Here is a 24,165-nt window from a genome sequence, read left to right on the forward strand (position 1 = left end):
AGCCATGCTCTAGCTGTATATAATTCGACATCCAGGAGCCGAGCTCCTGCTATATTTCCTGAAATTCCCCAAAAAAATCAGTGTCTTGTCATCGGATGCTCCAAATCGACATGCCCCATCAGGCTTTCCACCTTGGCGCCGTCAACCAGCAGTTCGATCGACTTCACTTCGTCAAACTGGAACAGCGTGTTGTCGAGCGCGTCCAGGGCGAACTGCTCGCCCCCTGCACCAAGACGGGCCTCATCCGGCATATGAATGTCGATGGTGAGCTGACCGTCCTTCATGCTCAGCGATTTAAGTTCCACCTTGCCCCAGAGAGGAACGAGGTCCGATTTGTCGCTGGCCTGCAGCGCTTCGAACGCCTTCTTATACTTTTCATCATCGCTGCTGAAGCTGATTTCCTTCTGGACTTTGTGCAAATCCAGCTCCTCAGGATCTGTATAATAGACATCGATATTCAGGCTTTTTTGGTTCGAATTCGTCGTTTGTGTGGACGTGGATTGGCCCTGGCCAGTCGACTCTTGACCCTGTCCTTGCCCTTGCGAACCGGATGAGGTCTGACCTTGGTCTGAACCTTGGTCCTGCCCGCTGTCGGAAGTAACTGCTCCGTCGGTGCCTTCGGTTCCCGTTTCTCCGGCTGCCGTATCTCCGCCGCTTCCAGTCACCTGCTGATCGGAGGCCGTCTCCTGCTGCTGATCTGGTGCGGCGGTCGGCTTCTGGCCGCAGCCTGCCAAAGCAACCAACGCCAGAGCCAGAACCCCTGCACACCAAACTTTTTTATTCATTGACTTCCCGCCTCCTTGTTCCTGCGACTGATCATTATTTCACACCCAAATACTCTTTAATACCACTGACAATGCCTTTGGCAACCCGCTGCTGGAAGCTTTCCGAGAAAAGGGCAGCCTCGTCGTTTTTGTTGCTCAGATAACCGACTTCCAGCAGCACAGCCGGCATCTTCGTTTCGCGAATGACGTGGAAATTGCCGTAGCGAACGCCGCGGTCCTTCAGTCCGGTGGCTTGTACCAGGTACTTATGCATCACGTTGGCCAGCGCCTTGCTGGCATCCCGCTGATAATAGGTTTCACTTCCTGTTGCCACAGAGGAGCCTGCACTGTTCGCATGAATGGAAATAAACACATCCGCCTTCAAATCGTTGGCGATCTTTACCCGTTCGCTCAGTTCAAGGAACGTATCGTCACTGCGGGTAAGTACGACATCGATGTTAGGATCATTTTTGAGCAGAGCCCCTACTTTGAGGGCAACCGCCAAGTTAAACGCTTTTTCTTTTTTGCCGGAAACGCCTGATGCGCCAGGATCCTGATCGCCATGGCCTGCATCAATGACGACGATTTTTTTGCCGCCTCCGCCAACTGGAGTGGAAGGAGTGCCGCTGTCTGATGTGTTCAAGTCGATGATATACATCCCGTTTTCATTGGTCAGCTTATAATTTTTTGCATAATTCAGATCAATGACCACGCGTACCGTGGAAGGATTATCGTTATACAGCGAGTAACGGACTTTGGATACATCCGGATAGCCGCTGACGTTGATTGAGCCGTTATAATTGCTGTCCAGCGGAGAAGAACCGCTGAATTGATCCGAAAATTTCGCGTTCGTCAGATCGATGACGACCCGATCGGGACCGGTCATTTTAAAACTGCTGGCCTTAACCAACCCGCTGGTTGCGATCAGCAGACGGTTGTCGCTGAAGCTGAGTCCATTGACGAGCCCGACGCTGCTGTCGTTATCGCCGCTGCCGCTGCCGGGTACGGTTGTCCCGCCGTTGCCTGCACCGGTGCCGGCATTTCCGCTGTTTCCGGCATTCGAATCTGGGGTAATTAAATATACCACTTTCTTCACATTATCCCAGCTGACGGTCAGTCCCATTTGCTCACTCACAAAGCGAAGCGGGACGATGACCGTGTCGGTGCGCAGAATCGGCGCGATATTAAGTGCAACCTTACTGCCGTTAACCGTAGCATTCTTTTGATTAACAACAAGCTTTATGACTGTCGAGTCCTTTTGTATGGTTACCGTGCCGGTCTTCTGCTCCCATGCGACAACAAATCCCAGACTCTCTCCGACCACACGAAATGGGATCATCGTATTACCCTTCACATTTTCAACCACTGCATTACCTGTTAGCTTCAGCTCATTGTCATTCAAAAAAATCTTTGTGCTCCCTGCCGCAGCCTGTCCATTATGAGGAAACGCCAAAATGAAGACAAATATAAACGCAAACAAAAAACCAAACTTCTTCATTATTCACCCCTACCATTCTCAAATTTTTCAACTGCTTTTTGACGTTTCGGCTTCGGCATCTTCGACATCACCAGACATTTATTAGACGCGAGCCCCCTTGAAAAGTTGCGAATATATTCCTCTATATGCAAAAGTTTTACTATGACTTTGGATGGACAAAACCGGGATTTTATGTATTATCGATTCAAACACCCCTGCTGAAAAGCATGGTTCCCGCAAAAAAAGCATGCCGACTCCCAATAGGAATCGGCATGCTTCTTCGTTACGATTGAAACGATGATCTACTCGCCTCTCTTGATCGGATGGTCGAGATCCATGTGGCCCATCAGACTCTCCACGGCTTGGCCGTCGACGAGGATGTCGATCGCTTTGATTTCGTCGAATTGAAACATCGTTTGCTTGAGCGAGTCGAGGGCAAATTGTTCCCCGCCCGATCCCAGCCGTGCTTCGTCCGGGATATGAATATCCATATGCAGGAGTCCCGTATCCGTGTCCAGCGACATTTTGGTCAATTCGATTTTACCCCACAGCGGAACGAGGTCGGTGCTGCCGCTGTCTTGAAGCGCTTTGAACGCCTCAACGTATTTCTCAAGAGGAACCTGGTAGCTGATCTCCTTCTGGGCTTTCTTCAGCTCCATTTCCTGAGGGTCGGTGTAATATACATCAATGGTCAATTTCTGAAAGCTGGGTTGATCCTTAGCTGCCTCACCGGTTGATTCCCCCTTGGGTTCCCCGGTCCCTCCACTGCTGTCATTGCCCGAATTGCTGCCTGCCGTGCTGTCAGCCGGAGCAGTACCTTCCGTAACCGGCGGCGATGTGCTCTCGTCCGCTTGAATTGAGCTCGGTTCGGAAGCGCTCGCTGGCGGAGGAGGAGCCGTCTTCGCTTTCTGACCGCAGCCTGCTCCCACAATCATCACGGCGGACAGAAGAACTGCGCACCATATTTTTTTATTCACCATAACACTCCTTTCAGCCAAGTTCCGAATTCTATAATCCCAAATATTCCTTAATGCCGCTCACAATTCCCTGCGCGACGGACTGCTGGACGTTTTCGGAGAACAAGGTTGCCTCATCCTTCGGATTGCTCAAATAACCAACCTCCAGGAGAACAGCCGGCATTTTGGTCTCCCGAATGACGTGGAAGTTGCCGTATCTCACTCCCCGGTCCGCCAGGCCGGTAGCCTGAACCAAATACTTGTGCAGCACGTTCGCCAGCGATTTGCTTGCATCACGCTGATAATAGGTTTCGCTGCCGCTCGCCGCAGACGAGCCCGCGCTGTTCGCATGGATGGATACAAATACGTCGGCATTCAGATCGTTGGCTATTTTAACACGGTCCTTCAACTCGAGGAAAGTGTCATCGCTTCTCGTCAGAACAAAATCGATATTCGGCTCGCTCCCGAGAAGCTGTCCGACCTTTAGGGCAACCGCCAAGTTGAAGTCCTTCTCCTTCGTTTTCGAATAGCCGATCGTCCCGGGATCCTTGGCACCGTGGCCGGCGTCAATCACGACGACCTTCTTCCCGCTGCCCCCGACCGGAACCGACGGCGTCTCCGAAGCTAAATTCAAATCGACGATAAACATACCATTTCCGGACGGATCAGGGTATGCGGCATAGTTTTTGGCATAGTTCAAATCAATCACGATCCGAACGGTGGACGGACTGCTGCTGAACAACGAATACCGAATCCCGGAAACGTCGGGATACCCGCTGACGTCCAGTTTCCCTTGAGCGTCAGCGCTCAAGGGAAGCGTCTCGCCCAGTGCTCCTGAGAATTGGGTCTGCGGCAGATCTACGACGATGCGGTCCGGATTTTTCATCGTAAACACTTTCGGGACCACATTTCCGTTACCGGAGGTAGCGATCATCAGGCGGTTGTCGCTAAAACTGATGCCAGTCAGCTCAGCAATCCCCTCCTGGCCGGTCACGCCGGATCCTTCAGAACCGCCTGACGGAGCGGTGCCTTCCGAATTGCCGCTCCCCGTATCAGGAACCGGTATTGTGCCTCCACTGCCTGCTCCTGTTCCCGGATCGGCTCCCGACGGATTCGATCCATCCGTCGACAGATACACAGTTTTGTTGACGCCATCCCAACTAACCGCAAGCCCCATCTGTTCGCTCACGAACCGGATCGGCACAACGACGCTGCCCTTCTGCAGGAGCGGCGGCTGATCCAGGCTCACCTTTTTGCCGTTTACGGTTGCCGATTTCTGCTTCACGACTAGCAGCATCTTGGTGCTGCCTTTCTGAATCGTGACCTTCTGCGACTTCTGCTCCCAATCTACGGCAAATCCAAGATTTTCACCGACCACGCGGAAGGGAACCATAATGCTTCCGTTCACGTTGACAACCCCTGCGTCCGCAGGCATGTCCAGTTGTTTCCCGTCCAGCACGATCTCCGTGCCGCTTGCCGCCGATACCGACGGCGCCTGGGCGCCGACAATAAAGGCGAACATCAATAAAAACAGTAAAAAGCCGAATTTCTTCATGTTCCACCTCTGACAAACTGATTTTTTGCTGCTGCTCGTGACAAGCCGCAGAATGTATGTATGAAAAAAACATTAACGGTATTTGACCTATAACAATTTCTGTGCGCTAAGCTTATATTCCTGCTTGATTTTACAAATTTTTACCTGTTTTCATTCCCGATTTATCCAAATATCGACCTCCCTTGACTCCTTCGGCTCCTCGGGTATACTCCAGCGCCCAGCAAAAAAGCCCCCACACTCCTTATCGGAGCATGGGAGCTTATAATGAAGGGCAATGCCCATCCGGCTGGATAAGTTACGCGAACAAGCGATCCGCGTACTTTTGCTCATAGGCGGAGATGGCGTCTTCATGCTGAAGGGTCAGGCCGATATCGTCCAGGCCTTGCAGCAGGAATTGACGGCGGTGCTCATCCAGGTCGAAATCGATACGCAGACCTTGGGCATCCGTGATCGTTTTGTTTTCCAGGTCGACGTTCAGCTCGTAGCCTTCATTTGCTGCCGTACGCTGGAACAGGTCTTCCACCTGCTCTTCAGACAGTTTGATTGGCAGAATGCCGTTCTTAAAGCAGTTGTTGTAGAAAATGTCTGCGAACGATGGAGCGATGATGCATCTGAACCCGTAATCCATGATCGCCCATGGCGCATGCTCACGGGAAGAACCGCAGCCGAAGTTCGCTCTGGAGATCAGAACCGAAGCTCCTTTATAGCGCGGCTGGTTCAGCGAAAACTGCGGGATGTCGTTGCCCTGCTCATCGAATCTCCATTCATAGAACAGAAATTGTCCGAAACCGGTACGTTCGATCCGCTTCAAAAATTGTTTAGGAATGATGGCATCCGTATCCACGTTCACCCGGTCTACCGGAGCGACGAGACCTGTTAATTTCGTAAAAGCTTCCATGTTTATTCTCCTCCTTAGCTGCTGACCGCTTCCGTTTTGAAGTTCCAATCACGGACATCCGTGAACCGACCCTTGATCGCTGCTGCTGCAGCCATTGCCGGAGACACGAGGTGCGTGCGACCGCCGCGGCCTTGACGGCCTTCGAAGTTCCGGTTGGACGTCGATGCGCAGCGCTGTCCCGGTTGGAGAACGTCCGGGTTCATCGCCAGGCACATGCTGCATCCGGCATCGCGCCATTCGAAGCCCGCTTCGGTGAAAATTTTGTCCAGTCCTTCCTTCTCCGCCTGGATCTTGACGCGTCCCGAACCCGGAACGACGATCGCCGTTACCCGGTCGGACACTTTGTGCCCCTTGGCTACCTGGGCCGCAGCGCGCAGGTCCTCGATCCGGCCGTTGGTGCAGGAACCGATAAACACGTAGTCGATTTCGATTTCCGACATCGGCGTTCCCGGCGTCAGGCCCATATATTCAATCGCTTTTTCAGCTGCTTTGCGTTCGTTTTCGGTCGGCAGTTCCGCCGGCACCGGCACGCGAGACGTAATGTCCGTACCCATACCCGGGCTCGTTCCCCAGGTCACTTGCGGGATCAGGGTTTCCACGTCAAACTCTACAACGCGGTCGTATGCTGCGCCTTCGTCGGTGACGAGCTGCTTCCACTGCTCCACCGCTTGGTCAAAGTCGCTGCCTTGCGGCACGTATTGGCGTCCGCGCAAGTATTCGAATGTCGTTTCATCCGGAGCGATCATGCCCGCTCTCGCACCGCCTTCGATCGACATGTTGCAGACGGTCATGCGCTCTTCCATCGACAGCTCGCGAATCGCTTCGCCCGTGTACTCAATGACATAACCTGTAGCAAAATCCGTGCCATACTTGGCAATGACGCCGAGGATCATGTCTTTCGCCGTTACGCCGGGGTTGCGCTTGCCGACGAAGCGCACTTCCATCGTCTTCGCTTTGGCCTGCTGCAAGCATTGGGTAGCCAGCACGTGTTCCACTTCGCTTGTGCCGATCCCGAATGCCAGAGCGCCGAATGCGCCGTGAGTCGAGGTGTGGCTGTCCCCGCAGACGATCGTTTTGCCCGGATGGGTCAGACCGAGTTCCGGCCCCATAACGTGCACGACCCCTTGATCAATCGTATCCAGATCAAAGAGGGTGACGCCGAAGTCGCGGCAGTTCTGCGACAGCGTGTCGATCTGCTGCTTGGAGATCGGGTCTTTAATGTTAAAGCGGTCCTTCGTCGGTACGTTATGGTCCATCGTTGCGAACGTCAGCTCCGGACGGCGCACCTTGCGGCCGCTCAGGCGCAGGCCCTCGAAGGCTTGCGGGGACGTTACCTCGTGGACGAGGTGCAAATCGATGTACAAAATGCTCGGCTTGCCTTCTTCCTGATGAATCACGTGGTTATCCCAGATTTTCTCAAACATCGTTCTTTTACTCATCACTGTCACCTCTTCATGGTTTCGTTCCTTGGAAGAGACGCCGGACAGAAGTCGATTCAGCCCGGCAGCCTCTTGAATTAAACTAAATATAGCATTTGCAGCTTAATTGATCCAAGATATAATATCTATAAAAGTAATAGGAATTAACTATCAAGCAAAGCGTGGTTTATCCGCTACTTTATAGAAAGCAAAGGAAGGTGTCTCATGGAACTTAGACAGCTGCAATACGCACTCCAAATCGCCCAAGAGCGAAATTTTTCCCGGGCCGCCGAGAAGCTGCACATCGCCCAGCCCTCCTTGAGCCAACAGCTGTCCAAGCTGGAGAAAGAGCTCGGGGTGCTGCTGTTCCAGCGCAATACAAGCACAGTGGAACTGACGCATGCCGGGGCTTCCTTCATGGAGCAGGCCCAAAAAATTATAGACGCCGTGGAGCTGCTGCGCCAGGAAATGGCTGATATATCCCAGCTGAAGAGCGGCAAGGTGGTCATCGGCAGCATGCCGATTACAGGCGCGCACTTGCTTCCGCATGTGCTTCCCACATTCAAACGCCAGTACCCTGACATCGAAATCACCCTGCTGGAGGACTCCTCTATGAACCTGGAAAAGCTTACGGCGGGAGGCAAGTCGGACCTCAGCCTGCTCTCCCTGCCGCTGCAGGAGCCTTCGCTGACATACGAGGTGATCGGTGAAGAAAAGATCGACCTCGCCGTACCGGAATCGCATCCGCTCGCTGCCAGAGCCAAAGCCGGGAAGCCGGTTCCGGTCCGGATCGATGAGCTGAGCGGGGAATCGTTTATCGTGCTCAAAAAGGGACAGGGCTTCCGCAAAATAACCTTCGACCTGTGCCAGCAGGCCGGTTTCGAGCCCAAGGTCGTCTTTGAGAGCAACAACATGGAGACGATCCAGTCGCTCGTCGCCACGGGTATGGGCATCACGCTGGTACCGCGTTTTATCGCGCGGGCACCGCGAAGCGAATTCGTGCCGGTATACCTTCCCCTTGCCGAGCCGGTGCCGAGCCGGACACTTGTGGTCGCATACCGGCGCGGACGGTATTTGTCCAAAGCGGCGGAGGCTTTTATCGAAACGTTCAAGGATACGCTGAATGATCTGGTCTAAAAAACGTGTAAAGGCCCGGGCGGAGAGCCCGGACCTTTTTTTCATGTGCGGTTTCCGGTTTGAAGATTGAGGTATGAGGTTACGGTTTACGGTAAATATCGGGGCGGCGGTCCTCGAACACCGGAATCCGGCCTCTCACTTCATCGACCAGTCCAAGATCGAGTTCACCGGTCACGATCTCTTCGCCTTCGCCGCCCTCAGCCACAATCTCGCCCCAAGGGTCGATGATGAGCGAATGGCCGAAGAACTCGGTGCTTCCGCTCACCCCGACGCGGTTGCAGGCGATGACATACATCTGGTTCTCGATCGCCCGGGCCATCAGCAGCGTGCGCCAGTGGTGAAGGCGCGGATGCGGCCATTCGGCAGGCACGATCAGCACCTTTACCCCGTTCAGCGCCTGGGTGCGGGCCAGCTCCGGAAAACGGATGTCGTAGCAGATCGAAGCGCCAGCCTGAAAGCCCTCACGCAATGCAAAGCTGACGATTTCATCGCCGGCCTCAAGATGCTTCTCCTCGTCCATCAGACGGAACAGGTGAATCTTGGAGTATTGGGCCGTCGTGTCACCTTGTTCGTTAAAAACGTACATCGTGTTGTAGATGCCGCCGTCCTTTTTCTCCGCGATGGAGCCGCCAACGATCGTAACCCCGTGCCGCTTGGCAAAAGCCGATAACCATTCCCGGCTCTCCCTGCCATCCGGATCCGCAAGCTCCTGGATCTGCTCCAGCGCGTAACCGGTATTCCACATTTCGGGCAGCACTAGCAGGTCCGGCTTCGGCTCGGCAGACACCGCCTGTTCCAGCAGGTCTTCCATATGGCGGCGGTTCGCCTCCGGCTGGCCGATTTGAATATCGGCCTGTATTAAAGCGGCTCGCAGCACCACGCGTTCATTTAAAGGCATGATTGGTTCCTCCCCTGGATCATGGCGCGAACGGCTTGATCCCAAATCTCATTTGTATACCATCATAGACGCTGCCCATTCCGCGTGCAAGCAGTCATTTCCCTCTATACAGCCCTGATAAATCGTGATAGATTTAAACATATTATTCTCGAGTCTAGACCGGAGTGATTTGATATGCATTCATCAGAGGACAACGCATGTCCAGCATCCGCTTTTCCCATCGTACCCGCCGAAGTGATGACCCAGCTGCCGACCCAGTTTTTCGCTACCCTCGTGCAGAAGGTGAACCGGGAAATCGCCGCAGGGCATGACGTCATCAATCTGGGGCAGGGCAATCCCGATACACCCACGCCGGGACACATCGTATCCGCGCTGCAGGAGGCGGCAGCCAACCCGCTCTATCATAAATATTCGCCGTTTACCGGCTTTGCCTTTTTAAAGGAAGCAATCGCGAATCGCTATCTCGAGGATTATGGCGTGGAGCTTGACCCTGAGAAAGAGGTTGCCATTTTGTTCGGCGGCAAAACGGGACTCGTGCAGCTCCCGCAGATTTTGCTCAATCCCGGCGATCTGTGCCTCGTTCCGGATCCGGGATACCCCGATTACTGGTCCGGCGTAGCGCTGGCCAAAGCCGAAATGTCGTTTATGCCGCTGCTGGCGGACAACGCCTTCCTGCCGGATTACGGCCGGATCAGCCCGGCGGACCGGGCACGCGCCAAGCTGATGTTCCTGAATTATCCGAACAATCCGACATCGGCCGTCGCCCCGCTAAGCTTCTATGAGGACACGGTCCGCTTCGCCAGAGAGCACGGCATCGTCGTCGCAAGCGACTTTGCTTACGGTGCCATCGGCTTTGACGGCGAGCGCCCCGTCAGCTTCCTGCAGGCACCAGGCGCCAAGGAAGTCGGCATCGAATTCTACACCCTCTCCAAAACGTACAACATGGCTGGCTGGCGTGTCGGATTTGCGCTGGGCAACAGGGACGTGATTTCGCTCATCAACAACCTGCAGGATCATATTTACGTCAGTCTGTTCGGCGGCATCCAAGCCGCTGCTGCTGCGGCGCTCACCTCCTCCCAGGACTGCGTACAGCAGCTCGTGCAGCGGTATGAATCGCGTCGCAACGCCTTTTTCGACGGTCTCGGCCGCATCGGCTGGGCGGCGGAGAAGCCGGGCGGTTCCTTCTTCAGCTGGCTGCCGGTGCCCAATGGCTTTACGTCGGAGTCGTTTGCCGACCTCCTGCTGAAAGAAGCCAAGGTGGCCGTTGCTCCCGGCATCGGTTTCGGCCGGCATGGCGAAGGCTACGTCCGCGTCGGGCTGCTGACCTCCGAGGAGAGGCTGCAGGAAGCTGCCGAGCGGATCGGACGGCTGAATCTGTTCGTATAACCTTTTGCAAAGACCGCCGCTTCGTGGTATTCTAGGTGAAAATAAAGCGGATGAACCAAAGGAAGCATCGTTGAAACATAATGAAACGCGTTGACGGGACCAGTAAGAACGGCAACTCGCGCCCAGAGAGTAAATTCCACCGGCTGAAAGAATTTACCGCGAGCCCTTCCGAAACCTACCCCTGAGCGGCCTGCCTGTGTGCAGGACAGTGCCTTCTGTTACAGGGCCCAAAGCCGGATGATCCAATCATCAATAAAGGTGGTACCGCGGAAGTATAAACTTTCGTCCTTTACTCCAAAGGACGAAAGTTTTTTTGTTGTACCAGGAAGTTTTTATGAGGAAAACAGAGCAGTCTTATATTAGAAAAGGAACGTGATATCCTATGCCATCTCGAGTCGTCGTCAAAATCGGCAGCAGCTCGCTCACTAGCGTTGAAGGCGGACTGAACCGCGATGCGGTCGCTTTCTTTGCGGGCGAAATTGCAGCACTCATCAAAGCCGGATGCGAAGTGCTGCTTGTCACCTCCGGTGCCGTCGCGGCCGGTTTCCGGGCGATCGGCTACAGCTTCCGGCCCAAGCTTCTGCACGAAAAGCAAGCCGCCGCCTCCGTCGGCCAGGCGCTGCTTATGCAGGCGTACCAGGAAGCATTCGCCTCGCACGGCATCACCGCCGCGCAAATCCTGCTGACCCGCACCGACTTTTGCAGCCGCAAGCGCATGAACAATGCCAGCATGACCGTCGAGGAGCTGCTGAAGCAGGGGGCGGTCCCCATATTCAACGAGAACGATACCGTTTCGGTTGATGAGCTGAAATTCGGCGACAACGACACGCTGTCGGCGCTCGTCGCCAACCTGGTCAAAGCCCAGCACCTGCTGATCCTGACCGATACGGACGGTCTTTATACGGCCGATCCGCGGAATAATCCGAATGCGATCCGGTTTGACCATGTCGGAGAAATTACCGAGGAGATCTACTCCATTGCCGGCGGCGCCGGTTCATCCGTCGGTACGGGCGGCATGCGTTCCAAAGTGGATGCCGCCAAAATCGCCACCCGCGGCGGCGTGCCGGTCTTCGTGGGCCGCGTGACCGAGAACGGCGATCTTCGCAGCGCCATGGAAGGCCGCGGCAAAGGAACCTACTTCGACACCGAGCTGCACTCGCTGCCGATGAAGAAGCAGTGGCTCGGGTTCATGTCCACACCGCTCGGCACTCTCTACGTGGACCGGGGAGCGGAGGAAGCGCTTGTTCATGGCGGCCACAGCCTTCTCCCCGTTGGCGTGAAGCAGGTCGAAGGCCAGTTTCATGCCGGCGACGTCGTCGAGGTGCTGAACCTGGAAGGGACGGTCTGCGGCCGCGGCATCGTCAATTATGACGATGAGCAGCTCAGGCGGATTCAGGGCTTGGGCAGCGCTGAAGTGATCCGGACGCTGGATACCGTTCACCGGCTCGAAGTGATTCATAGGGATGAGTGGATTACCTTAAAATAGGTTACTCACATAATAAGGACAAGGAGGCATTTATGATATGAGTGAAGTAAGATCAAAAGCAGAACGCGCCGGCGCTGCTGCCGCCGTATTAAACCGGCTGAGCACCGACGAGAAAAATCAGGCGCTGCTTCGCATGGCCGAGGCGCTGCGTCAGAAGCAGGATGACATTATCGCGGCCAACGCCGAAGACCTTGAGCGCGGCCGCCAGCAGGGAACTTCATCCTCGCTGCTCGACCGCCTGGCCCTTAATCCGCAGCGGATCGACGCTATCGCTGCAGGGCTCGAGCAAATCGTCGAGCTCCCCGATCCGGTCGGCGACGAGCTGGAGAATATCGAACGGCCAAACGGGCTCCGTATCCGCAAATACCGCGTACCGCTTGGCGTTATCGGCATCATTTACGAAGCGCGCCCGAACGTGACCGTCGACGCCGCCGGCCTGTGTCTGAAGACAGGAAATGCCGTGGTGCTGCGGGGCGGTTCCTCCGCCCTCTCCTCCAACCGCAAAATCGTCGAGGTGCTCCATGGTGCCCTCGCCTCCACCGCGATTCCGCCGGAGGCGCTGCAGCTGATCGAGGATCCGAACCGTTCCTCGGTCGACGAGATGCTGAAGCTGAACGGCCTGCTCGACGTCGTTATACCTCGCGGCGGCAGCTCGCTCATCCGCACCGTAGTGGAAAACGCCACCGTGCCGGTCATCGAAACGGGCGCCGGCATCTGCCATACGTATCTGGATGAGACGGCCGATCCCGTGATGGCCGAGGAGATCTCGATCAATGCCAAGGTACAGCGTCCGTCGGTCTGCAATTCGATGGAGACGCTGATCGTGCACCAGGCGTTTGCCCGGGAACATCTTTTGGCACTGGCAGGAACATTCAAGGAAGCCGGCGTCGAGCTGCGCGGCGACGAAGAAACCCGCAGAATCGTCGACTGGGCTCTCCCGGTCACAGAAGAAGATTATGCAACGGAGTACAATGATTACATTTTGAACGTAAAAATTGTAGAATCGATAGATGAGGCCATGCAGCACATTGCTGCTTACGGTACCAAGCATTCCGAATGCATCGTTACCGCCGATCAGCGCCATGCCGAACGTTTTCTTCACGAAGTGGACGCTGCCGCCGTATACCATAACGCTTCCACCCGCTTTACGGACGGCTTCGAATTCGGATTTGGCGCGGAGATCGGCATCAGCACGCAAAAGCTGCACGCCCGCGGCCCGATGGGCCTGCCGGCTCTGACTTCCACGAAATACATCATCCATGGAAATGGACAAATTCGCGGGTAATACCGGAGCTTTACAATACCGGCTTACCGCGCAAGGAGGAATTATAATGAGTCAACAACAGGCCATGATTGCCCAGCCCATTACCTTTTACGGTGCAGGAGCGATGGCGGAAGCCATCGTCAGAGGATTGATCGGAAGATCGGTCGTCAATGCCGGAAGCCTGACCATGCTGAACCGCTCCAACTCGGGGCGGCTCGAAGAGCTCAAGCACCGCTACAATGTCAAAACGAACAATGACCCGGCGGAAACGACGGAAATTTTGCGTGAATCTCCGATTATCGTGCTCGCTATCAAGCCGAAGGATGCGGCTAACGTGCTGCGCAAACTCGGTCCGCTGCTCTCCGATAACACGCTGATCGTATCCGTCATCGCAGGTCTCACCATCCGCACGATCCAGGATCTGCTCGGACGCAAGCAGCCCGTCGCCCGCACGATGCCGAACACCTCCAGCTCCATCGGCCTCGGCGCAACCGGCGTCTCCTTCTCCAAGGAAATCAACGACCAGGACCGCCAGACGGTCATGACGCTGTTCCAGGCTGTCGGTACGGTAACGGTCGTGGAAGAAGACAAGCTGGAAATTTTGACCGGCATCTCCGGCAGCGGCCCCGCTTATATCTATTACATGATGGAAGCGATGATGGCTGCCGGCATCCGCGGCGGACTGACGCCGCAGCAGTGCAAGGAACTTACGGTGCAGACGGTTCTTGGCGCCGCACGGATGGTGCAGCAGACTGGCGAAGAGCCTGCCGCCCTCCGGGCGAAGGTGACATCGCCGAACGGCTCCACCCAGGCGGCACTGGAGACGCTTGACAAAGGCGATTTCTTCGAAACAGTGATCGCTGCCGTGAACCGCTGCGCGGAACGCTCCCGGGAAATGGGGGCCGCGCTGAAGGAGGGAATTTCATGAGCCGCTGCACAGCCACGTACCGGCTGTATGACGACAAGGCCGACTTTCGTAAAAAGGCCGAATCGATCGCTGTCGGCATGACCGTCGGCAGCTGGACCGAGCTTCCCCAAGCAAAGCGGGAATCAATGCAGAAGCATCTTGGCGAAGTGCTCCAGGTGGACGTGCATGAGCCGGAAGGCGCCGCACCCGGCGAGCGGTACGCCGACGTCACCATCGCGTACCCGGACATCAACTTCAGCCGCGACATTCCGGCCCTGCTTGTCACCGTTTTCGGCAAAATCTCGATGGACGGCAAAATCAAGCTGAACCGCCTCGGCTTTTCAGATCATTTCGTGCAGGGTTTCCCCGGCCCCAAATTCGGCATTGCCGGCATTCGGGACATTCTCGGCGTCCATGACCGGCCGCTTCTGATGAGCATTTTCAAGTCCGTCATCGGCCTGAATGCGGACGAGCTGCGTGAGCAGTTTCTGAGACAAGCCCTCGGGGGAGTCGACCTGATTAAAGACGACGAGATCCTGTTCGAAAACGAACTGACGCCGATCGAAAAGCGCGTGGAAGTATGCCTGAAGGCGGCAGAAGCGGCGCAGAAGGAAACAGGCAAGAAGCTGCTGTATGCGGCCAATTTGACCGGACCGACGTCCAGCTTGAAGAGCCAAGCGAAGAAGGCGATCGGCGCCGGCGCGAACGCGCTGCTGTTCAACGTCTTGTCCTACGGCTACGACGTGCTGCATGAACTGAGCAGCGATCCGGAGATCAACGTACCGATCGCCGCGCATCCGGCGCTCGCGGGAGCCTTCTACCCGTCGCCGCATTATGGTATCTCTGCCTCGGTGCTGCTCGGCCAGCTTATGCGGCTCGCCGGCGCGGATCTGGTGCTCTTCCCTTCCCCTTACGGATCCGTGACGATGCCTAAGGCGGAAAACATGGCGATCCGTGACGAGCTGATCAGCCGTGAACTGCCACTGAAGGCCAGCATGCCTGTGCCTTCGGCGGGAATTCACCCCGGACTCGTGCCGCTCATCCTGCGGGATTTCGGAACCGACGTCGTCGTGAACGCCGGCGGCGGCATTCACGGCCATCCGATGGGTACGGAGGCCGGCGGACGGGCGTTTGTACAGGCGATTGCTGCGGCGCAGCAGTCCATTCCGCTCGCCCAGTATGCCGAAGACGGCCATCCTGAGCTGAAGGCCGCCCTGGACGCCTGGGGAGGCGAACGATGACAGCCAAGAAACGCGTAATCTTTTGCGATTTTGACGGCACGATCACACTGTCGGATAACATCGTGGCGATCATGAAGCATTTTGACCCGGCCGGGTACAAGCCGATCATGGAAGATACGGTCAGCCAGAAGATCACCCTGCGCGAAGGCGTCGGCGCCATGTTCGCCCTGCTGCCTTCTTCGATGAAGGACGAAATTGTCAGCTACGTCTTAAGCCGGGCGGGCATTCGCGACGGCTTCCGTGAGTTTCTGGACTACGCCAAAGAGGAAAATATCGGCTTTTACGTGACCAGCGGCGGCATGGACTTTTTTATCGATCCGCTCCTCGAGCCGTTCGGGATTCCGTCCGACCATATTTTCTGCAACAGCGCCGATTTCAGCGGAGAGCGGATCGAGATTCTCTGGCCGCACCCTTGCCAGGATCCCTGCCATAACGGCTGCGGGATGTGCAAAACGACGGTCATGCGGCGGTTCCCGGAAGACGAATACGAGCGGATTCTGATCGGCGACAGCCTGACCGACTTCGAAGGCGCCAAAATCGCCGACCTCGTCTACTCCCGCTCCATCCTGACGGACAAATGCGCGGAGCTTGGCGTGAAGCATGTTCCTTTTGAAACCTTTTTTGACATTATCGAGGACATGAAGAAGAAACAACGACAAGGAGTGCTGTAGACATGACCTTTGCCGGCATTAGCCTGGAGCATAAGCAGCAGGTTCTCGGAGAGTTGAGCCTGATCAAACAGCAGTTTGCCGCGAAGAACTGGTTCCCGGGGACCAGCGGCAATCTTTCGATGCGGGTGGGCGAATTTGACCCGGAAGCCTTTTATTTCGCCATTACGGCGAGCGGTAAAGACAAGTCGCTGACGACGCCGGAAGACTTTTTGTTCGTGGACAAAAGCGGCCGGGCGGTGGAAACGACCTCGCTGAAGCCCAGCGCGGAGACGCAAATCCATTGCGAAATATACCGTCTCACCGGCTGCGGCGCCGTGTTCCATGTGCATACGATCTTTAACAACCTGATCAGCGAATGGTTCGGGGAGGCCGGAGCCGTGCCGGCTCAGGGCATCGAGTTGATTAAAGCGTTCAACATTTGGGAGGAGAATGCGCCGATTTCCATCCCTGTGCTTCCGAACTATGCGGATATTCCCCGCATTGCCGAACTCGTGGAAGGCGTGCTGAACCCGGCCGTACCGGGAATCCTGCTGCGCAACCACGGCATTTATGCGTGGGGTAAAAACGCGTTTGAAGCGAAAAAGCATCTGGAGGCGTTTGAATTCATTTTTGAATATTTGTACCGCAGCATGCTTCTTCAGAACAGTGCCGCCCCGCTTACGCTGGATGGCCGGCGTTAAGCAACCGCGGAAGCAGCCTTGCTGCTCTTGATGAAACAAGCAAAAAATCCTTATTCCATACCGGATCTGCCGGCGTCGGAATAAGGATTTTTTTGTCCGGTTAAATACCCGATTCGATTGTTTTGAAAAGGATGGTATAGGCGTTCTCCAGGTTTGAGAAAGGGTCGTTTTGTTCGTCCAAGACTAAGGAAAATGTTTTATTCTGCTCTCCCTTCTTCACATAACCTAACGCAAATTCATTAGATTCGGAAGTATTCTTCCGGAGCAAGCCCTCGCCGCTCAAGAGAGGATCCGGTATATTCGAAGATTGTAAAAAAAAGATCGGAACGCCGTCCTCTAAGTTCAGTTCATTTTTTTCCATAAGAGCTTCAAAATGAGAGACATGCTTCTTCATGATAAACACGGCATCATAGCCGGTTAAATTCGCGGTACCTTTCTCCAGATCTGCTTTATTTAAGGTTACAAAGCTAACGTTGTTCTCCCTTACAGAAGGCGCCCCTCCAACCACTCCGATCGTTAAGCTTCTGCCCTTATACTCAGGCATGCTGTAAGATTGGGGGACGGGAGCACATCCGGTAAGTAACAGTAGAAGCACTAACAGCGAGCAGCCGATGATTTTCAGGACATGTTCCTCCTTATTCAATACGATATTACCATCTATAGCCCGGTTTCGATCTGCCTGAAGATATCGGAGTAAGCGCTTTTGACATTCGTCTCGTTTTTGGTGTCGTTGTATAAACCTGTGCCAAACTGGTGCCGTGTCCCTCCGTCGTATCCAAGTACGAAGAAACCGGGCCCCATGTCAGGCCAATCCTCGTAAGAAATCGTAGCATCTATATAGGTGGCAAGATATCTGGAAGATTCGAAGAAAAAAAACGGAATTCCAGCAAGTTTATATATTTTGGCGTACTGCGGCGATGCGGCTGTCGGCAGCTCCTCTTTCATGATAAAAACGGCGTCGTATGAGGATAAGAACGAATCTCCTTTTTCCAAATCATCAAACGTAATTTGCTTAAAAGTAACATTACTCTCCCGCACCATCGGAACATCACCAATCACCCCGATCTTCAAGCTTCGGCCTTGATACAGCGGGGAGCTGAACGTATTCCTTTCCGGGCTGCAGCCCGCTAACACCAACACTGTCAGCAGGATCGCCGGCAATATAAATTTCAATAGAGCGCCCCCTTCAAACGCGATCTGTACGTCATTCTCTTTGTATAAAACGCTTTAAGTGAGAGGAAAGTAACGCCTGTTTGCATTATGTAGGCCTGTCAAGACATCGAACATCCAGGCTATAATGGGATAAAGGAAAATTCTAGCACTGTGAACTTTATCTGATAAACAAAGGGGAAATATATCGTGTTGAAAAAATGGTTTATCGGCGCGTCGGGAGCCTTGGTTCTGCTATCCATTATACTGTGGCTCATGCTTCAGACCCATCTTCTATACCCGGCTTTTCCGCTTCAAGGGATCGACAAAAAGACGGCATGGAATCAGGGCATGCAGTCCGGCGATACGCCTGCTGTCCTGCTGTCAGATGGGGAAAATACTTGGTATATCAGCCGGCTCAATTCTCAGCAGAATGGTCAGCGCATCATTTCCATGCTGGAGAAGCAGGGGTGGGACTATAAGGAGCATGAAGGGAGCGGCTATTTTTTTACGAAAGGAGACCGCACCCTCATCGCCACTACCCAAAGATGGGGCAGCCGGTTTGAGCTAACCAAAATCCCCGACAGTTAAGTCGAGGTTTACTGCCTAACACTCGGGCAGCTGGCACCAACATTCTTAACAGGTTGGGGGGCGCTTTTCAAAAAAGTTTCATCCGTCCCGTTGGACCACGACCATACGCTTCCCGAGGATCATTATCGGCCGCTTCAATCACCGGACAAAGCCCGGCGAATACTGGCCCGCGCTTCTTCCGCCACCCCGGCATCCTTGATTTGAACCGCCTGAGCCAAAAGGAGCATCGGAATAAACACGCCGATCAGCTTGGCCAGCAGCCTGGTTTCCTCATCCACTTCGCCATACTGTTCGAAGAACAACTGCCTCTCTGCCGGCCCCAAAAAGCTGTAAGCGATATTGAGATCGCAGCCCGGATGGCCGACATTCAGATCTCCCCAGTCGATCACGCCGCTGATTTGTCCACGCTCGTCTGCCAGCATATTTTTAAAGTGCAGATCGCCATGGAGCATTACTTCCTTCGGGGTAATCCGGTCCACGGTAACATGGTGGTTCAAATATTTCTGGATGGCATCATGCTCCTCCCTTGGCAGATGAGGCTTCAGGCTGGACAGGATGTCTACCATTTTCATCTTGCGTGAAGTTACGTCCGTCAGGTTCCGGTGGTCTTCCGAAGCCCCCGCTTCCCTTGCAATTCCCACCGGAAACGAATGAAGTTTACGCAGAAAGCTTCCTAAAGAAGCCGCCGATAAACGCCGCTGTTCATCGGTCAGTCCAACGGGAAACGTTCCGGGAATATAAGTGTAACCCAGAAACGGAAACGGATATGCCTCGCTTTCCAGTCCGTAAAACACCGGTTTGGGATAGGGAAACGTAATGTAATCACGAAGGAGCGGCAGCAGCCTCCCTTCTGTGCGCAGAAATTCTACGGCGATGCTTCTTCTTGGAAAACGGAACGTATAGCGGTCTCCCACCCGATAAACGGCGTTGTCCCAGCCTTCCCCAATCTGCCTGATCCGAAGTCCCGCCAGATCCGGGAACTGGCTTTCGATCAGCTCGCAGACCAAAGCGTCCGTGATGTGAATATCGGCATCCCACTGGTTCATACGTACGATAACACCTCCATCTCAGTTATGTCCTGGGCAAGCTGTGGGCTTTCATGATAAAAACCTTCATACCCGATTCCGACCCGAACTCATGCTAGAGCATGGGCTATCATACCATTTCCTGAAACAGGAAAGCAATCGATATCGTGCTCCATTGGTTACCGCTATAAGTCATTTGCTCGTAAGGCCCCAATGCCACCATATTTATCCTCTTTAATCCCCATAAAAAAAACAGCCTGACTCAAGTCAGGCTGCATGAAGTGCCGAACAGTATTTTAGAGTGAATATCCGTTTAAAAATCCCCGTGGCTTCTCTCCCGGCCGCTAGGTTTAGGCCCGGTTAACAGCCGGATGCCTACGCCGATTAGCAGCAGGGCCACGATGGCTGTTTTCAAGTAATGCGAAATCCGGTAATCGATATGGAACTCGGGAAAACGTGCTTCAAGCTCGGGAATGATCAGGCTCGTGGCGATATAATACACGCCGAGTGCCATTAGGCCAATGCCAAGCCACTTCTGGTGCAGTTTGATGCCTTCAATGACAGGCCGGTCGATGAGGGGCTCCCGCCCGTATCGGCTCGTCTGCTGCAGCCCGTCGAAGAAGGCGTAAAACCAGATGAGCGGAATGAGAAACATGAACAAGGACAGACGCAGCAAATCCAAAATGTAGACGCTCCCCAGGAAAATCACCATCAGCTGCAGCCCTCTTTTTTGCAGGCCCAGATACATATGTCCGGCTCCCGGGAAAGCAGACAGCAGCGTGGCGAGCACTTTGCTGCGGCGTCCTTCCGCACGGCCGGCCTCCATCTCGTCGAACAGGGTGCGGTCCTCAACCCGTTCGCCGGCCTGCTTGCGGTGGATCAGCTGCACGGCGTCAAACATGCAGTACAGCCAGATGATCGGCAGGATGCCGAGAAACAGCATAAAGAACGCATGGCTGGTCAGGCCGGTCAGGAAGAACATGACGGTCCCCAGCCCAAAAAAGGCGATCAGGAACGACAGGCCCCGCTGCATCAATCCCATATGAAGATGTCCAAGCCCTGGAATAAAGGAGAGCAGAATGGTAAAGAAGCGCTCGTTCTCCGGGCTGGGCTGCGGATAAGGGGGGTACGGCTGCTGCGCATACATTCCTTCCTGGGCAAATTCGGGTCCATTCCCCGGAAACCCAGGCTGCCCCTGCCCGCTGTATCCTCCCGGATAAGGACCTGCCCCCGGTTCCCAATGCGGAGGATAAGGCTGCGGCGGATACCCCGGTTGCGGAGCAGGCAAGCGCACCAGATACACGATCAGGTCCAGCATGCAGATTCCCCATAGTATAGCCGCACACAGCAGGGTAAAAGCAAAAAACATGCCGCCTTCACCCAGTGCGATCGCCACCATCACCCCAAACAAAATACCTCCAAAAAACAGCATAGGGTATATAACCCCTCTCAGCCTCCGTCCCATGTAGTAGTGGCCGAGGCCCGGGATGAAATTGAGAATAAAAGCAGCCATCTTACTGCGTTGTGGATACAAAGTCATCGTTCCTTTCCTTTGTTCTGAATGGTCATCTGTTCTCTCTTTTTTATGGCTTCAGCCGGTCCAGCCAGCCTGTCGTCACATGAACGAGCTTTTCACCATACGTCGGCTGGCCGCCGGTCCCCGCCTTGTGCAGCGTTTCCGGGCCCAGCTTGTCAAACCATCCGGTCGACAGGAATACGAGCGTAATGCAGGCCGCCACGGCGTAATGGAACATGCGATGCTCGTACCACCGCCGGCGCCAAATTTCGTTTGCTCCGCGCTCCGCATCCTTATCTTCGGAAGGAAGAGCATCCATGACGTTGTCGATGAACCGCTGCTCATATTCGAGACCGGGCAGCTTCGGTCCCAGATCATTCATGACCTGCATGTATGCCGCCAGGGCCGTATCGTCCTCCATCAGCAGCGACTCCAGCGAATCCGCTTTTTCCGGGGAGCAATCCCCCTGTATGTACTCCACCCAATCCTGCGTCACCGGCTGGGAGCGTCCTTTGTGACTCATTACCACTCCTCCTCCTTCCAATGGGTGCGGACCCAGCTTCTCGCCCGGTACAGCCGGGATTCCACCGTTTTGACGGCAATTCCCTGCTCCTTGGCGATCTGCTCGTAATTTTTTTCCTGAATATAAAAATGAATCAAAATTTCGCGGTGCTGCTGCGGCAGGCGATGTAACCTCCGCTCCAGCGTCTCTTTTTTCTCCTTCTTGACCAGCTGGGCCAGCAGATCCGCTTCACCGGAAGGCCACTGGTTCAGCTGCTCTGCATCCGCAAGCTGGTCTTCCCTGCGCCTTCCCAGCTTTCTTTTAGCATCGATGGCTTTATGTAAAGCAATGCGGGTCAACCACGTCTTGAATCCTTGGGACCGGTATTCGGAGAGAGATTTATACACTTGTATAAAGGCTTCCTGGGCCGCGTCCTCGGCTTCCTTGGCATCTTTCAGCACCGAGTAGGCCGTATGGAACACATGCTGTCCGTAACGCTCCACGAGCGTGCGGAACGCGCTTTGGTCGCCATCACGAATTTGCTCGATCAATGCTTCCTCGTCAATAACTCTCTCCTCCTTCCCGTATCTATAGACGCCGGCCCTCCGGGTTAACCCTGCATGTTTTTCAAAAAAAATTCGTGCCAATATCATCCAAAAGAAAAACAGCCCCTCCCCGAAGGAAGAGGCTGCCCTAAATTGTTTAATGAATCCGTGCCTGGCTGCCCCAGGCCAGCTGAAGCGCCGCAAATCTTTTTCTAAACATTCTCCTGCTGAGATAGCTGCTTGATCAAAGCCGGAACCCACGAGCGGATCGGCTTAAACGAATATCCCAGCCGTTCCGCCTTGGAGGTATCCATCGTCCAGGACTCCGGAACGCCAAAAGGAGAAGCATTTTCTTTCGCCGACTCCCGCTGGATGATGGCTTTACGTCCCGTTTCCTTCTCGATCCAGCCGATGATGTCCGATAGTTTGACATCCCCCTGCGAGCAGGCATTGATCGGCCCTTCCACGCGCTGGGTTCTCAGCCAGCTCAGGAAAGTAGCCGCATCTTCAGAATCGATCAACGACAGCTTGGCGCTCAGATTCGGCATGCCGATCGGCGTACCGCTTTGTACCCGCCGGATATGGAATTCAAGCCGCTCCGTGTAATCATCCTCCCCCAGCACGATCGGGAAGCGGACGGCGCATACCGGGAAGTCGGCCTTTTGGAAAAAGACAGCCTCGGCGAGCCGCTTGCCTTCTGCATAGGAGAAATCATCCTTGCCTCCCATCGTGATCGGATAAATGTACGGGTTGACGTCCTTCTCCTGATTCCGGTGCGAAGAAGGATCGTACACCGACAAGGACGAGGTAAGTATGTATCTTTTGACTTTTCCCTGAAATACGTCACAGGCATCCTGGGCCGCTTGAGGGGAGTAGCAGATGTTGTCGTATACGACCTCCCACACCCTGCCGTCTGCCACGGCCAGGGCCAGAGATTCCTTATTCTCGCGATCCAGCACCAGCCGCTCTACCCTGTCGCCAAAGGGATCCGGCGTGTTTCCTCTTGTCGCGATGGTGACTTCATGCCCATCCTCCAGCAGCCGCTCAACAAGCCGTTTGCCGAAAAAACGGGTACCGCCAAGGATCAGTATGTTCTTCATGGATATCCTCCTTTAACATATAAAAGCTTACAGCCCAGCTTCTTAAACACTATGAAATATTGTACCATACTCCTGCCTGCCGATCATGTTCCCGCCGCCCGCCGATCCGCCTTTTTTATATGGAAACGTCCATCGAACCGGCGCATAATCAGACGGAAACCAAACCGCTTCCAAGCAGCAGCTGTCCTTACACCTGATTCAAACCACACGGCCTAACCGTTCTGTTCAGACGCTAAAAAAGCGTACCCTTCCGTCTAACCGGAAAGGCACGCTTTCAACTCTCTGATGTCAGGCTCTGCCGCCGCCGCGGAATTTCTGCGTGTAGGCTCTGGCGTCCTCGGCACTACGCACCCGGTTGCGGCTCCATTCCAGAAGGATCCGGTCTATGTACCGAAAATGGACCTTACCGGCAAAGACCGCCTCCTTCAGCGCCATGCGGATGAGCTCTTCAGGGTAACGGTCCTGGTCCATCCAACCCGAAATCGTTTCGCATTCCATCGGTGAGAGAGGACGGCCGAATTCCTTTTCGAAAACGGTAAACATATTGCTGCTGTCCGTCTCCGGCTTGGCCGCCTTCTTCGTCCGTCTGTTCGCAGCCTGGGTCCGCTGCTTCTCCTCGCTCGCCAGGCACAGGCTCAGTTGATGATACAGACCGGACAAGTTGTACCGTTCATATTGAATGCCGCGCAGCTCGTCCAGCTCCTCATCGATGGCGATGAACCCTGCCCTCATCAGCTTCTGCAGCGACTCCGCAATCGACTGGGCGCCGGATCCCGTAACCTCCTCCAGCTCCTCCATCGTCGGAAAGTCCTTCTGCTCGACCTGCTTGAACGCGATCAGGTGAACGAGCAGCATCGCTTCGCTATCCGTCAGCTTCAGCTTGCGGTAATGGCGAAGCAGCACATACGGAATGACCGCCATGCCTGCCCCGAGTCCGGATGATGCTCCCTCGGCCCATGTCTTCCAACCTGCATTGTCCATGAGCTCCACCTCTTCCGG

General features: G+C 54.8%; 24 protein-coding genes. 9 read left to right on the top strand and 15 right to left on the bottom strand.

Features of this window, described 5'->3' with window-relative positions:
- Nucleotides 1–77: 77 nt before the first annotated feature.
- The 6 genes from KI379_RS17515 to leuC form a co-directional block, all read right to left on the bottom strand.
- The gene (locus tag KI379_RS17515; protein WP_212984332.1) at nucleotides 78–785 is read right to left on the bottom strand and encodes a GerMN domain-containing protein; all 708 of its coding nucleotides are present in this window, start codon (nucleotides 783–785) and stop codon (nucleotides 78–80) included.
- Nucleotides 786–819: 34 nt separating this feature from the next.
- The gene (locus KI379_RS17520; RefSeq protein ID WP_212984333.1) at nucleotides 820–2,262 is read right to left on the bottom strand and encodes an N-acetylmuramoyl-L-alanine amidase family protein; all 1,443 of its coding nucleotides are present in this window, start codon (nucleotides 2,260–2,262) and stop codon (nucleotides 820–822) included.
- A gap of 281 nt (nucleotides 2,263–2,543) precedes the next feature.
- Nucleotides 2,544–3,221, bottom strand: a complete 678-nt coding sequence (locus KI379_RS17525) for a GerMN domain-containing protein (protein ID WP_244879324.1) — start codon at nucleotides 3,219–3,221, stop codon at nucleotides 2,544–2,546.
- A 28-nt stretch (nucleotides 3,222–3,249) separates the two neighbouring features.
- A complete protein-coding gene (locus KI379_RS17530) occupies nucleotides 3,250–4,752 on the bottom strand; it encodes an N-acetylmuramoyl-L-alanine amidase family protein (RefSeq protein ID WP_212984334.1) in 1,503 nt (500 codons plus the stop codon).
- A 295-nt stretch (nucleotides 4,753–5,047) separates the two neighbouring features.
- Entirely contained in the window at nucleotides 5,048–5,650 is a 603-nt protein-coding gene (leuD, locus tag KI379_RS17535) for a 3-isopropylmalate dehydratase small subunit (RefSeq protein WP_212984335.1), read from the bottom strand.
- A gap of 14 nt (nucleotides 5,651–5,664) precedes the next feature.
- A complete protein-coding gene (leuC, locus tag KI379_RS17540) occupies nucleotides 5,665–7,089 on the bottom strand; it encodes a 3-isopropylmalate dehydratase large subunit (protein WP_089548008.1) in 1,425 nt (474 codons plus the stop codon).
- 204 nt (nucleotides 7,090–7,293) lie between these two features.
- Here leuC and KI379_RS17545 point away from each other — a divergent pair, with 204 nt between their 5' ends.
- On the top strand, nucleotides 7,294–8,205 hold the full coding sequence (locus tag KI379_RS17545) for a LysR family transcriptional regulator (RefSeq protein ID WP_076170924.1): 912 nt from the start codon (nucleotides 7,294–7,296) through the stop codon (nucleotides 8,203–8,205).
- A gap of 79 nt (nucleotides 8,206–8,284) precedes the next feature.
- On the opposite strand, the gene KI379_RS17550 is transcribed toward KI379_RS17545, so the two are convergent.
- On the bottom strand, nucleotides 8,285–9,103 hold the full coding sequence (locus tag KI379_RS17550; RefSeq protein ID WP_212984336.1) for a carbon-nitrogen family hydrolase: 819 nt from the start codon (nucleotides 9,101–9,103) through the stop codon (nucleotides 8,285–8,287).
- Between the two features lie 174 nt (nucleotides 9,104–9,277).
- On the opposite strand from KI379_RS17550, the gene KI379_RS17555 reads away from it, so the two are divergent.
- The 7 genes from KI379_RS17555 to mtnB all read left to right on the top strand — a co-directional run bounded on the left by KI379_RS17555 (nucleotide 9,278) and on the right by mtnB (nucleotide 16,738).
- Nucleotides 9,278–10,489 (top strand): pyridoxal phosphate-dependent aminotransferase, encoded by a 1,212-nt coding sequence (locus KI379_RS17555; RefSeq protein WP_212984337.1) that lies wholly within the window; start codon nucleotides 9,278–9,280, stop codon nucleotides 10,487–10,489.
- Between the two features lie 382 nt (nucleotides 10,490–10,871).
- Nucleotides 10,872–11,975 carry a glutamate 5-kinase gene (gene proB / locus KI379_RS17560; protein ID WP_089548011.1) on the top strand — a complete coding sequence of 368 codons (1,104 nt, stop codon included), beginning with the start codon at nucleotides 10,872–10,874 and terminating at the stop codon, nucleotides 11,973–11,975.
- Nucleotides 11,976–12,012: 37 nt separating this feature from the next.
- Nucleotides 12,013–13,260, top strand: coding sequence for a glutamate-5-semialdehyde dehydrogenase (locus tag KI379_RS17565; RefSeq protein ID WP_076170918.1), 1,248 nt, complete (start codon nucleotides 12,013–12,015; stop codon nucleotides 13,258–13,260).
- Nucleotides 13,261–13,306: 46 nt separating this feature from the next.
- A complete protein-coding gene (gene proC, locus KI379_RS17570) occupies nucleotides 13,307–14,167 on the top strand; it encodes a pyrroline-5-carboxylate reductase (protein ID WP_076170916.1) in 861 nt (286 codons plus the stop codon).
- A complete protein-coding gene (locus KI379_RS17575; protein ID WP_089548013.1) occupies nucleotides 14,164–15,387 on the top strand; it encodes a 2,3-diketo-5-methylthiopentyl-1-phosphate enolase in 1,224 nt (407 codons plus the stop codon). Before proC ends, KI379_RS17575 begins: the two co-directional genes overlap by 4 nt.
- Nucleotides 15,384–16,058, top strand: a complete 675-nt coding sequence (locus tag KI379_RS17580; protein WP_089548014.1) for a 2-hydroxy-3-keto-5-methylthiopentenyl-1-phosphate phosphatase — start codon at nucleotides 15,384–15,386, stop codon at nucleotides 16,056–16,058. The genes KI379_RS17575 and KI379_RS17580 overlap by 4 nt, the downstream gene beginning before the upstream one ends.
- Before the next feature lie 2 nt (nucleotides 16,059–16,060).
- Complete coding sequence (gene mtnB / locus KI379_RS17585) at nucleotides 16,061–16,738, top strand: methylthioribulose 1-phosphate dehydratase (RefSeq protein ID WP_076170910.1); 678 nt, start codon at nucleotides 16,061–16,063, stop codon at nucleotides 16,736–16,738.
- 100 nt (nucleotides 16,739–16,838) lie between these two features.
- Here mtnB and KI379_RS17590 read toward each other — a convergent pair whose 3' ends face one another.
- Together KI379_RS17590 and KI379_RS17595 are read right to left on the bottom strand one after the other, a co-directional pair.
- Nucleotides 16,839–17,381 carry a hypothetical protein gene (locus KI379_RS17590; RefSeq protein ID WP_089548016.1) on the bottom strand — a complete coding sequence of 181 codons (543 nt, stop codon included), beginning with the start codon at nucleotides 17,379–17,381 and terminating at the stop codon, nucleotides 16,839–16,841.
- Nucleotides 17,382–17,395: 14 nt separating this feature from the next.
- The gene (locus KI379_RS17595; RefSeq protein ID WP_089548017.1) at nucleotides 17,396–17,911 is read right to left on the bottom strand and encodes a hypothetical protein; all 516 of its coding nucleotides are present in this window, start codon (nucleotides 17,909–17,911) and stop codon (nucleotides 17,396–17,398) included.
- A gap of 186 nt (nucleotides 17,912–18,097) precedes the next feature.
- Here KI379_RS17595 and KI379_RS17600 point away from each other — a divergent pair, with 186 nt between their 5' ends.
- Nucleotides 18,098–18,478, top strand: a complete 381-nt coding sequence (locus tag KI379_RS17600; RefSeq protein ID WP_089548018.1) for a hypothetical protein — start codon at nucleotides 18,098–18,100, stop codon at nucleotides 18,476–18,478.
- Between the two features lie 134 nt (nucleotides 18,479–18,612).
- Here the strand turns inward: KI379_RS17600 and KI379_RS17605 are convergent, their stop codons facing one another.
- The 6 genes from KI379_RS17605 to KI379_RS17630 form a co-directional block, all read right to left on the bottom strand.
- Nucleotides 18,613–19,524 (bottom strand): phosphotransferase, encoded by a 912-nt coding sequence (locus KI379_RS17605; RefSeq protein WP_076170904.1) that lies wholly within the window; start codon nucleotides 19,522–19,524, stop codon nucleotides 18,613–18,615.
- A gap of 292 nt (nucleotides 19,525–19,816) precedes the next feature.
- The gene (locus tag KI379_RS17610) at nucleotides 19,817–21,043 is read right to left on the bottom strand and encodes a hypothetical protein (protein ID WP_089548019.1); all 1,227 of its coding nucleotides are present in this window, start codon (nucleotides 21,041–21,043) and stop codon (nucleotides 19,817–19,819) included.
- A gap of 43 nt (nucleotides 21,044–21,086) precedes the next feature.
- Nucleotides 21,087–21,542 (bottom strand): hypothetical protein, encoded by a 456-nt coding sequence (locus tag KI379_RS17615; protein WP_089548020.1) that lies wholly within the window; start codon nucleotides 21,540–21,542, stop codon nucleotides 21,087–21,089.
- Nucleotides 21,542–22,174, bottom strand: a complete 633-nt coding sequence (locus tag KI379_RS17620; RefSeq protein ID WP_089548021.1) for an RNA polymerase sigma factor — start codon at nucleotides 22,172–22,174, stop codon at nucleotides 21,542–21,544. The genes KI379_RS17615 and KI379_RS17620 overlap by 1 nt, the downstream gene beginning before the upstream one ends.
- 104 nt (nucleotides 22,175–22,278) lie before the next feature.
- Nucleotides 22,279–23,166: an NAD-dependent epimerase/dehydratase family protein gene (locus KI379_RS17625; protein WP_089548022.1), complete on the bottom strand. Its 888-nt coding sequence runs from the start codon at nucleotides 23,164–23,166 to the stop codon at nucleotides 22,279–22,281.
- Between the two features lie 288 nt (nucleotides 23,167–23,454).
- Nucleotides 23,455–24,147, bottom strand: coding sequence for a DnaD domain-containing protein (locus KI379_RS17630; protein WP_076170893.1), 693 nt, complete (start codon nucleotides 24,145–24,147; stop codon nucleotides 23,455–23,457).
- Between the last annotated feature and the right edge of the window lie 18 nt (nucleotides 24,148–24,165).

This window comes from Paenibacillus cineris (genome assembly GCF_018333335.1).
Classification (GTDB): domain Bacteria; phylum Bacillota; class Bacilli; order Paenibacillales; family Paenibacillaceae; genus Paenibacillus_AQ; species Paenibacillus_AQ favisporus.

What these genes read in the sequence shown, in the direction of transcription:
- KI379_RS17515 (WP_212984332.1), bottom strand. Translation starts at nt 785, where the DNA reads ATGAATAAAAAAGTTTGGTGTGCAGGGGTTCTGGCTCTGGCGTTGGTT.
- KI379_RS17575 (WP_089548013.1), top strand. Translation starts at nt 14,164, where the DNA reads ATGAGCCGCTGCACAGCCACGTACCGGCTGTATGACGACAAGGCCGAC.
- KI379_RS17615 (WP_089548020.1), bottom strand. Translation starts at nt 21,542, where the DNA reads ATGAGTCACAAAGGACGCTCCCAGCCGGTGACGCAGGATTGGGTGGAG.
- leuC (WP_089548008.1), bottom strand. Translation starts at nt 7,089, where the DNA reads ATGAGTAAAAGAACGATGTTTGAGAAAATCTGGGATAACCACGTGATT.
- KI379_RS17620 (WP_089548021.1), bottom strand. Translation starts at nt 22,174, where the DNA reads ATGATATTGGCACGAATTTTTTTTGAAAAACATGCAGGGTTAACCCGG.
- KI379_RS17530 (WP_212984334.1), bottom strand. Translation starts at nt 4,752, where the DNA reads ATGAAGAAATTCGGCTTTTTACTGTTTTTATTGATGTTCGCCTTTATT.
- KI379_RS17630 (WP_076170893.1), bottom strand. Translation starts at nt 24,147, where the DNA reads ATGGACAATGCAGGTTGGAAGACATGGGCCGAGGGAGCATCATCCGGA.
- KI379_RS17565 (WP_076170918.1), top strand. Translation starts at nt 12,013, where the DNA reads ATGAGTGAAGTAAGATCAAAAGCAGAACGCGCCGGCGCTGCTGCCGCC.
- KI379_RS17520 (WP_212984333.1), bottom strand. Translation starts at nt 2,262, where the DNA reads ATGAAGAAGTTTGGTTTTTTGTTTGCGTTTATATTTGTCTTCATTTTG.
- mtnB (WP_076170910.1), top strand. Translation starts at nt 16,061, where the DNA reads ATGACCTTTGCCGGCATTAGCCTGGAGCATAAGCAGCAGGTTCTCGGA.
- KI379_RS17625 (WP_089548022.1), bottom strand. Translation starts at nt 23,166, where the DNA reads ATGAAGAACATACTGATCCTTGGCGGTACCCGTTTTTTCGGCAAACGG.
- proC (WP_076170916.1), top strand. Translation starts at nt 13,307, where the DNA reads ATGAGTCAACAACAGGCCATGATTGCCCAGCCCATTACCTTTTACGGT.
- KI379_RS17580 (WP_089548014.1), top strand. Translation starts at nt 15,384, where the DNA reads ATGACAGCCAAGAAACGCGTAATCTTTTGCGATTTTGACGGCACGATC.
- KI379_RS17555 (WP_212984337.1), top strand. Translation starts at nt 9,278, where the DNA reads ATGCATTCATCAGAGGACAACGCATGTCCAGCATCCGCTTTTCCCATC.
- KI379_RS17610 (WP_089548019.1), bottom strand. Translation starts at nt 21,043, where the DNA reads ATGACTTTGTATCCACAACGCAGTAAGATGGCTGCTTTTATTCTCAAT.
- KI379_RS17525 (WP_244879324.1), bottom strand. Translation starts at nt 3,221, where the DNA reads ATGGTGAATAAAAAAATATGGTGCGCAGTTCTTCTGTCCGCCGTGATG.
- KI379_RS17545 (WP_076170924.1), top strand. Translation starts at nt 7,294, where the DNA reads ATGGAACTTAGACAGCTGCAATACGCACTCCAAATCGCCCAAGAGCGA.
- KI379_RS17605 (WP_076170904.1), bottom strand. Translation starts at nt 19,524, where the DNA reads ATGAACCAGTGGGATGCCGATATTCACATCACGGACGCTTTGGTCTGC.
- leuD (WP_212984335.1), bottom strand. Translation starts at nt 5,650, where the DNA reads ATGGAAGCTTTTACGAAATTAACAGGTCTCGTCGCTCCGGTAGACCGG.
- KI379_RS17550 (WP_212984336.1), bottom strand. Translation starts at nt 9,103, where the DNA reads ATGCCTTTAAATGAACGCGTGGTGCTGCGAGCCGCTTTAATACAGGCC.
- proB (WP_089548011.1), top strand. Translation starts at nt 10,872, where the DNA reads ATGCCATCTCGAGTCGTCGTCAAAATCGGCAGCAGCTCGCTCACTAGC.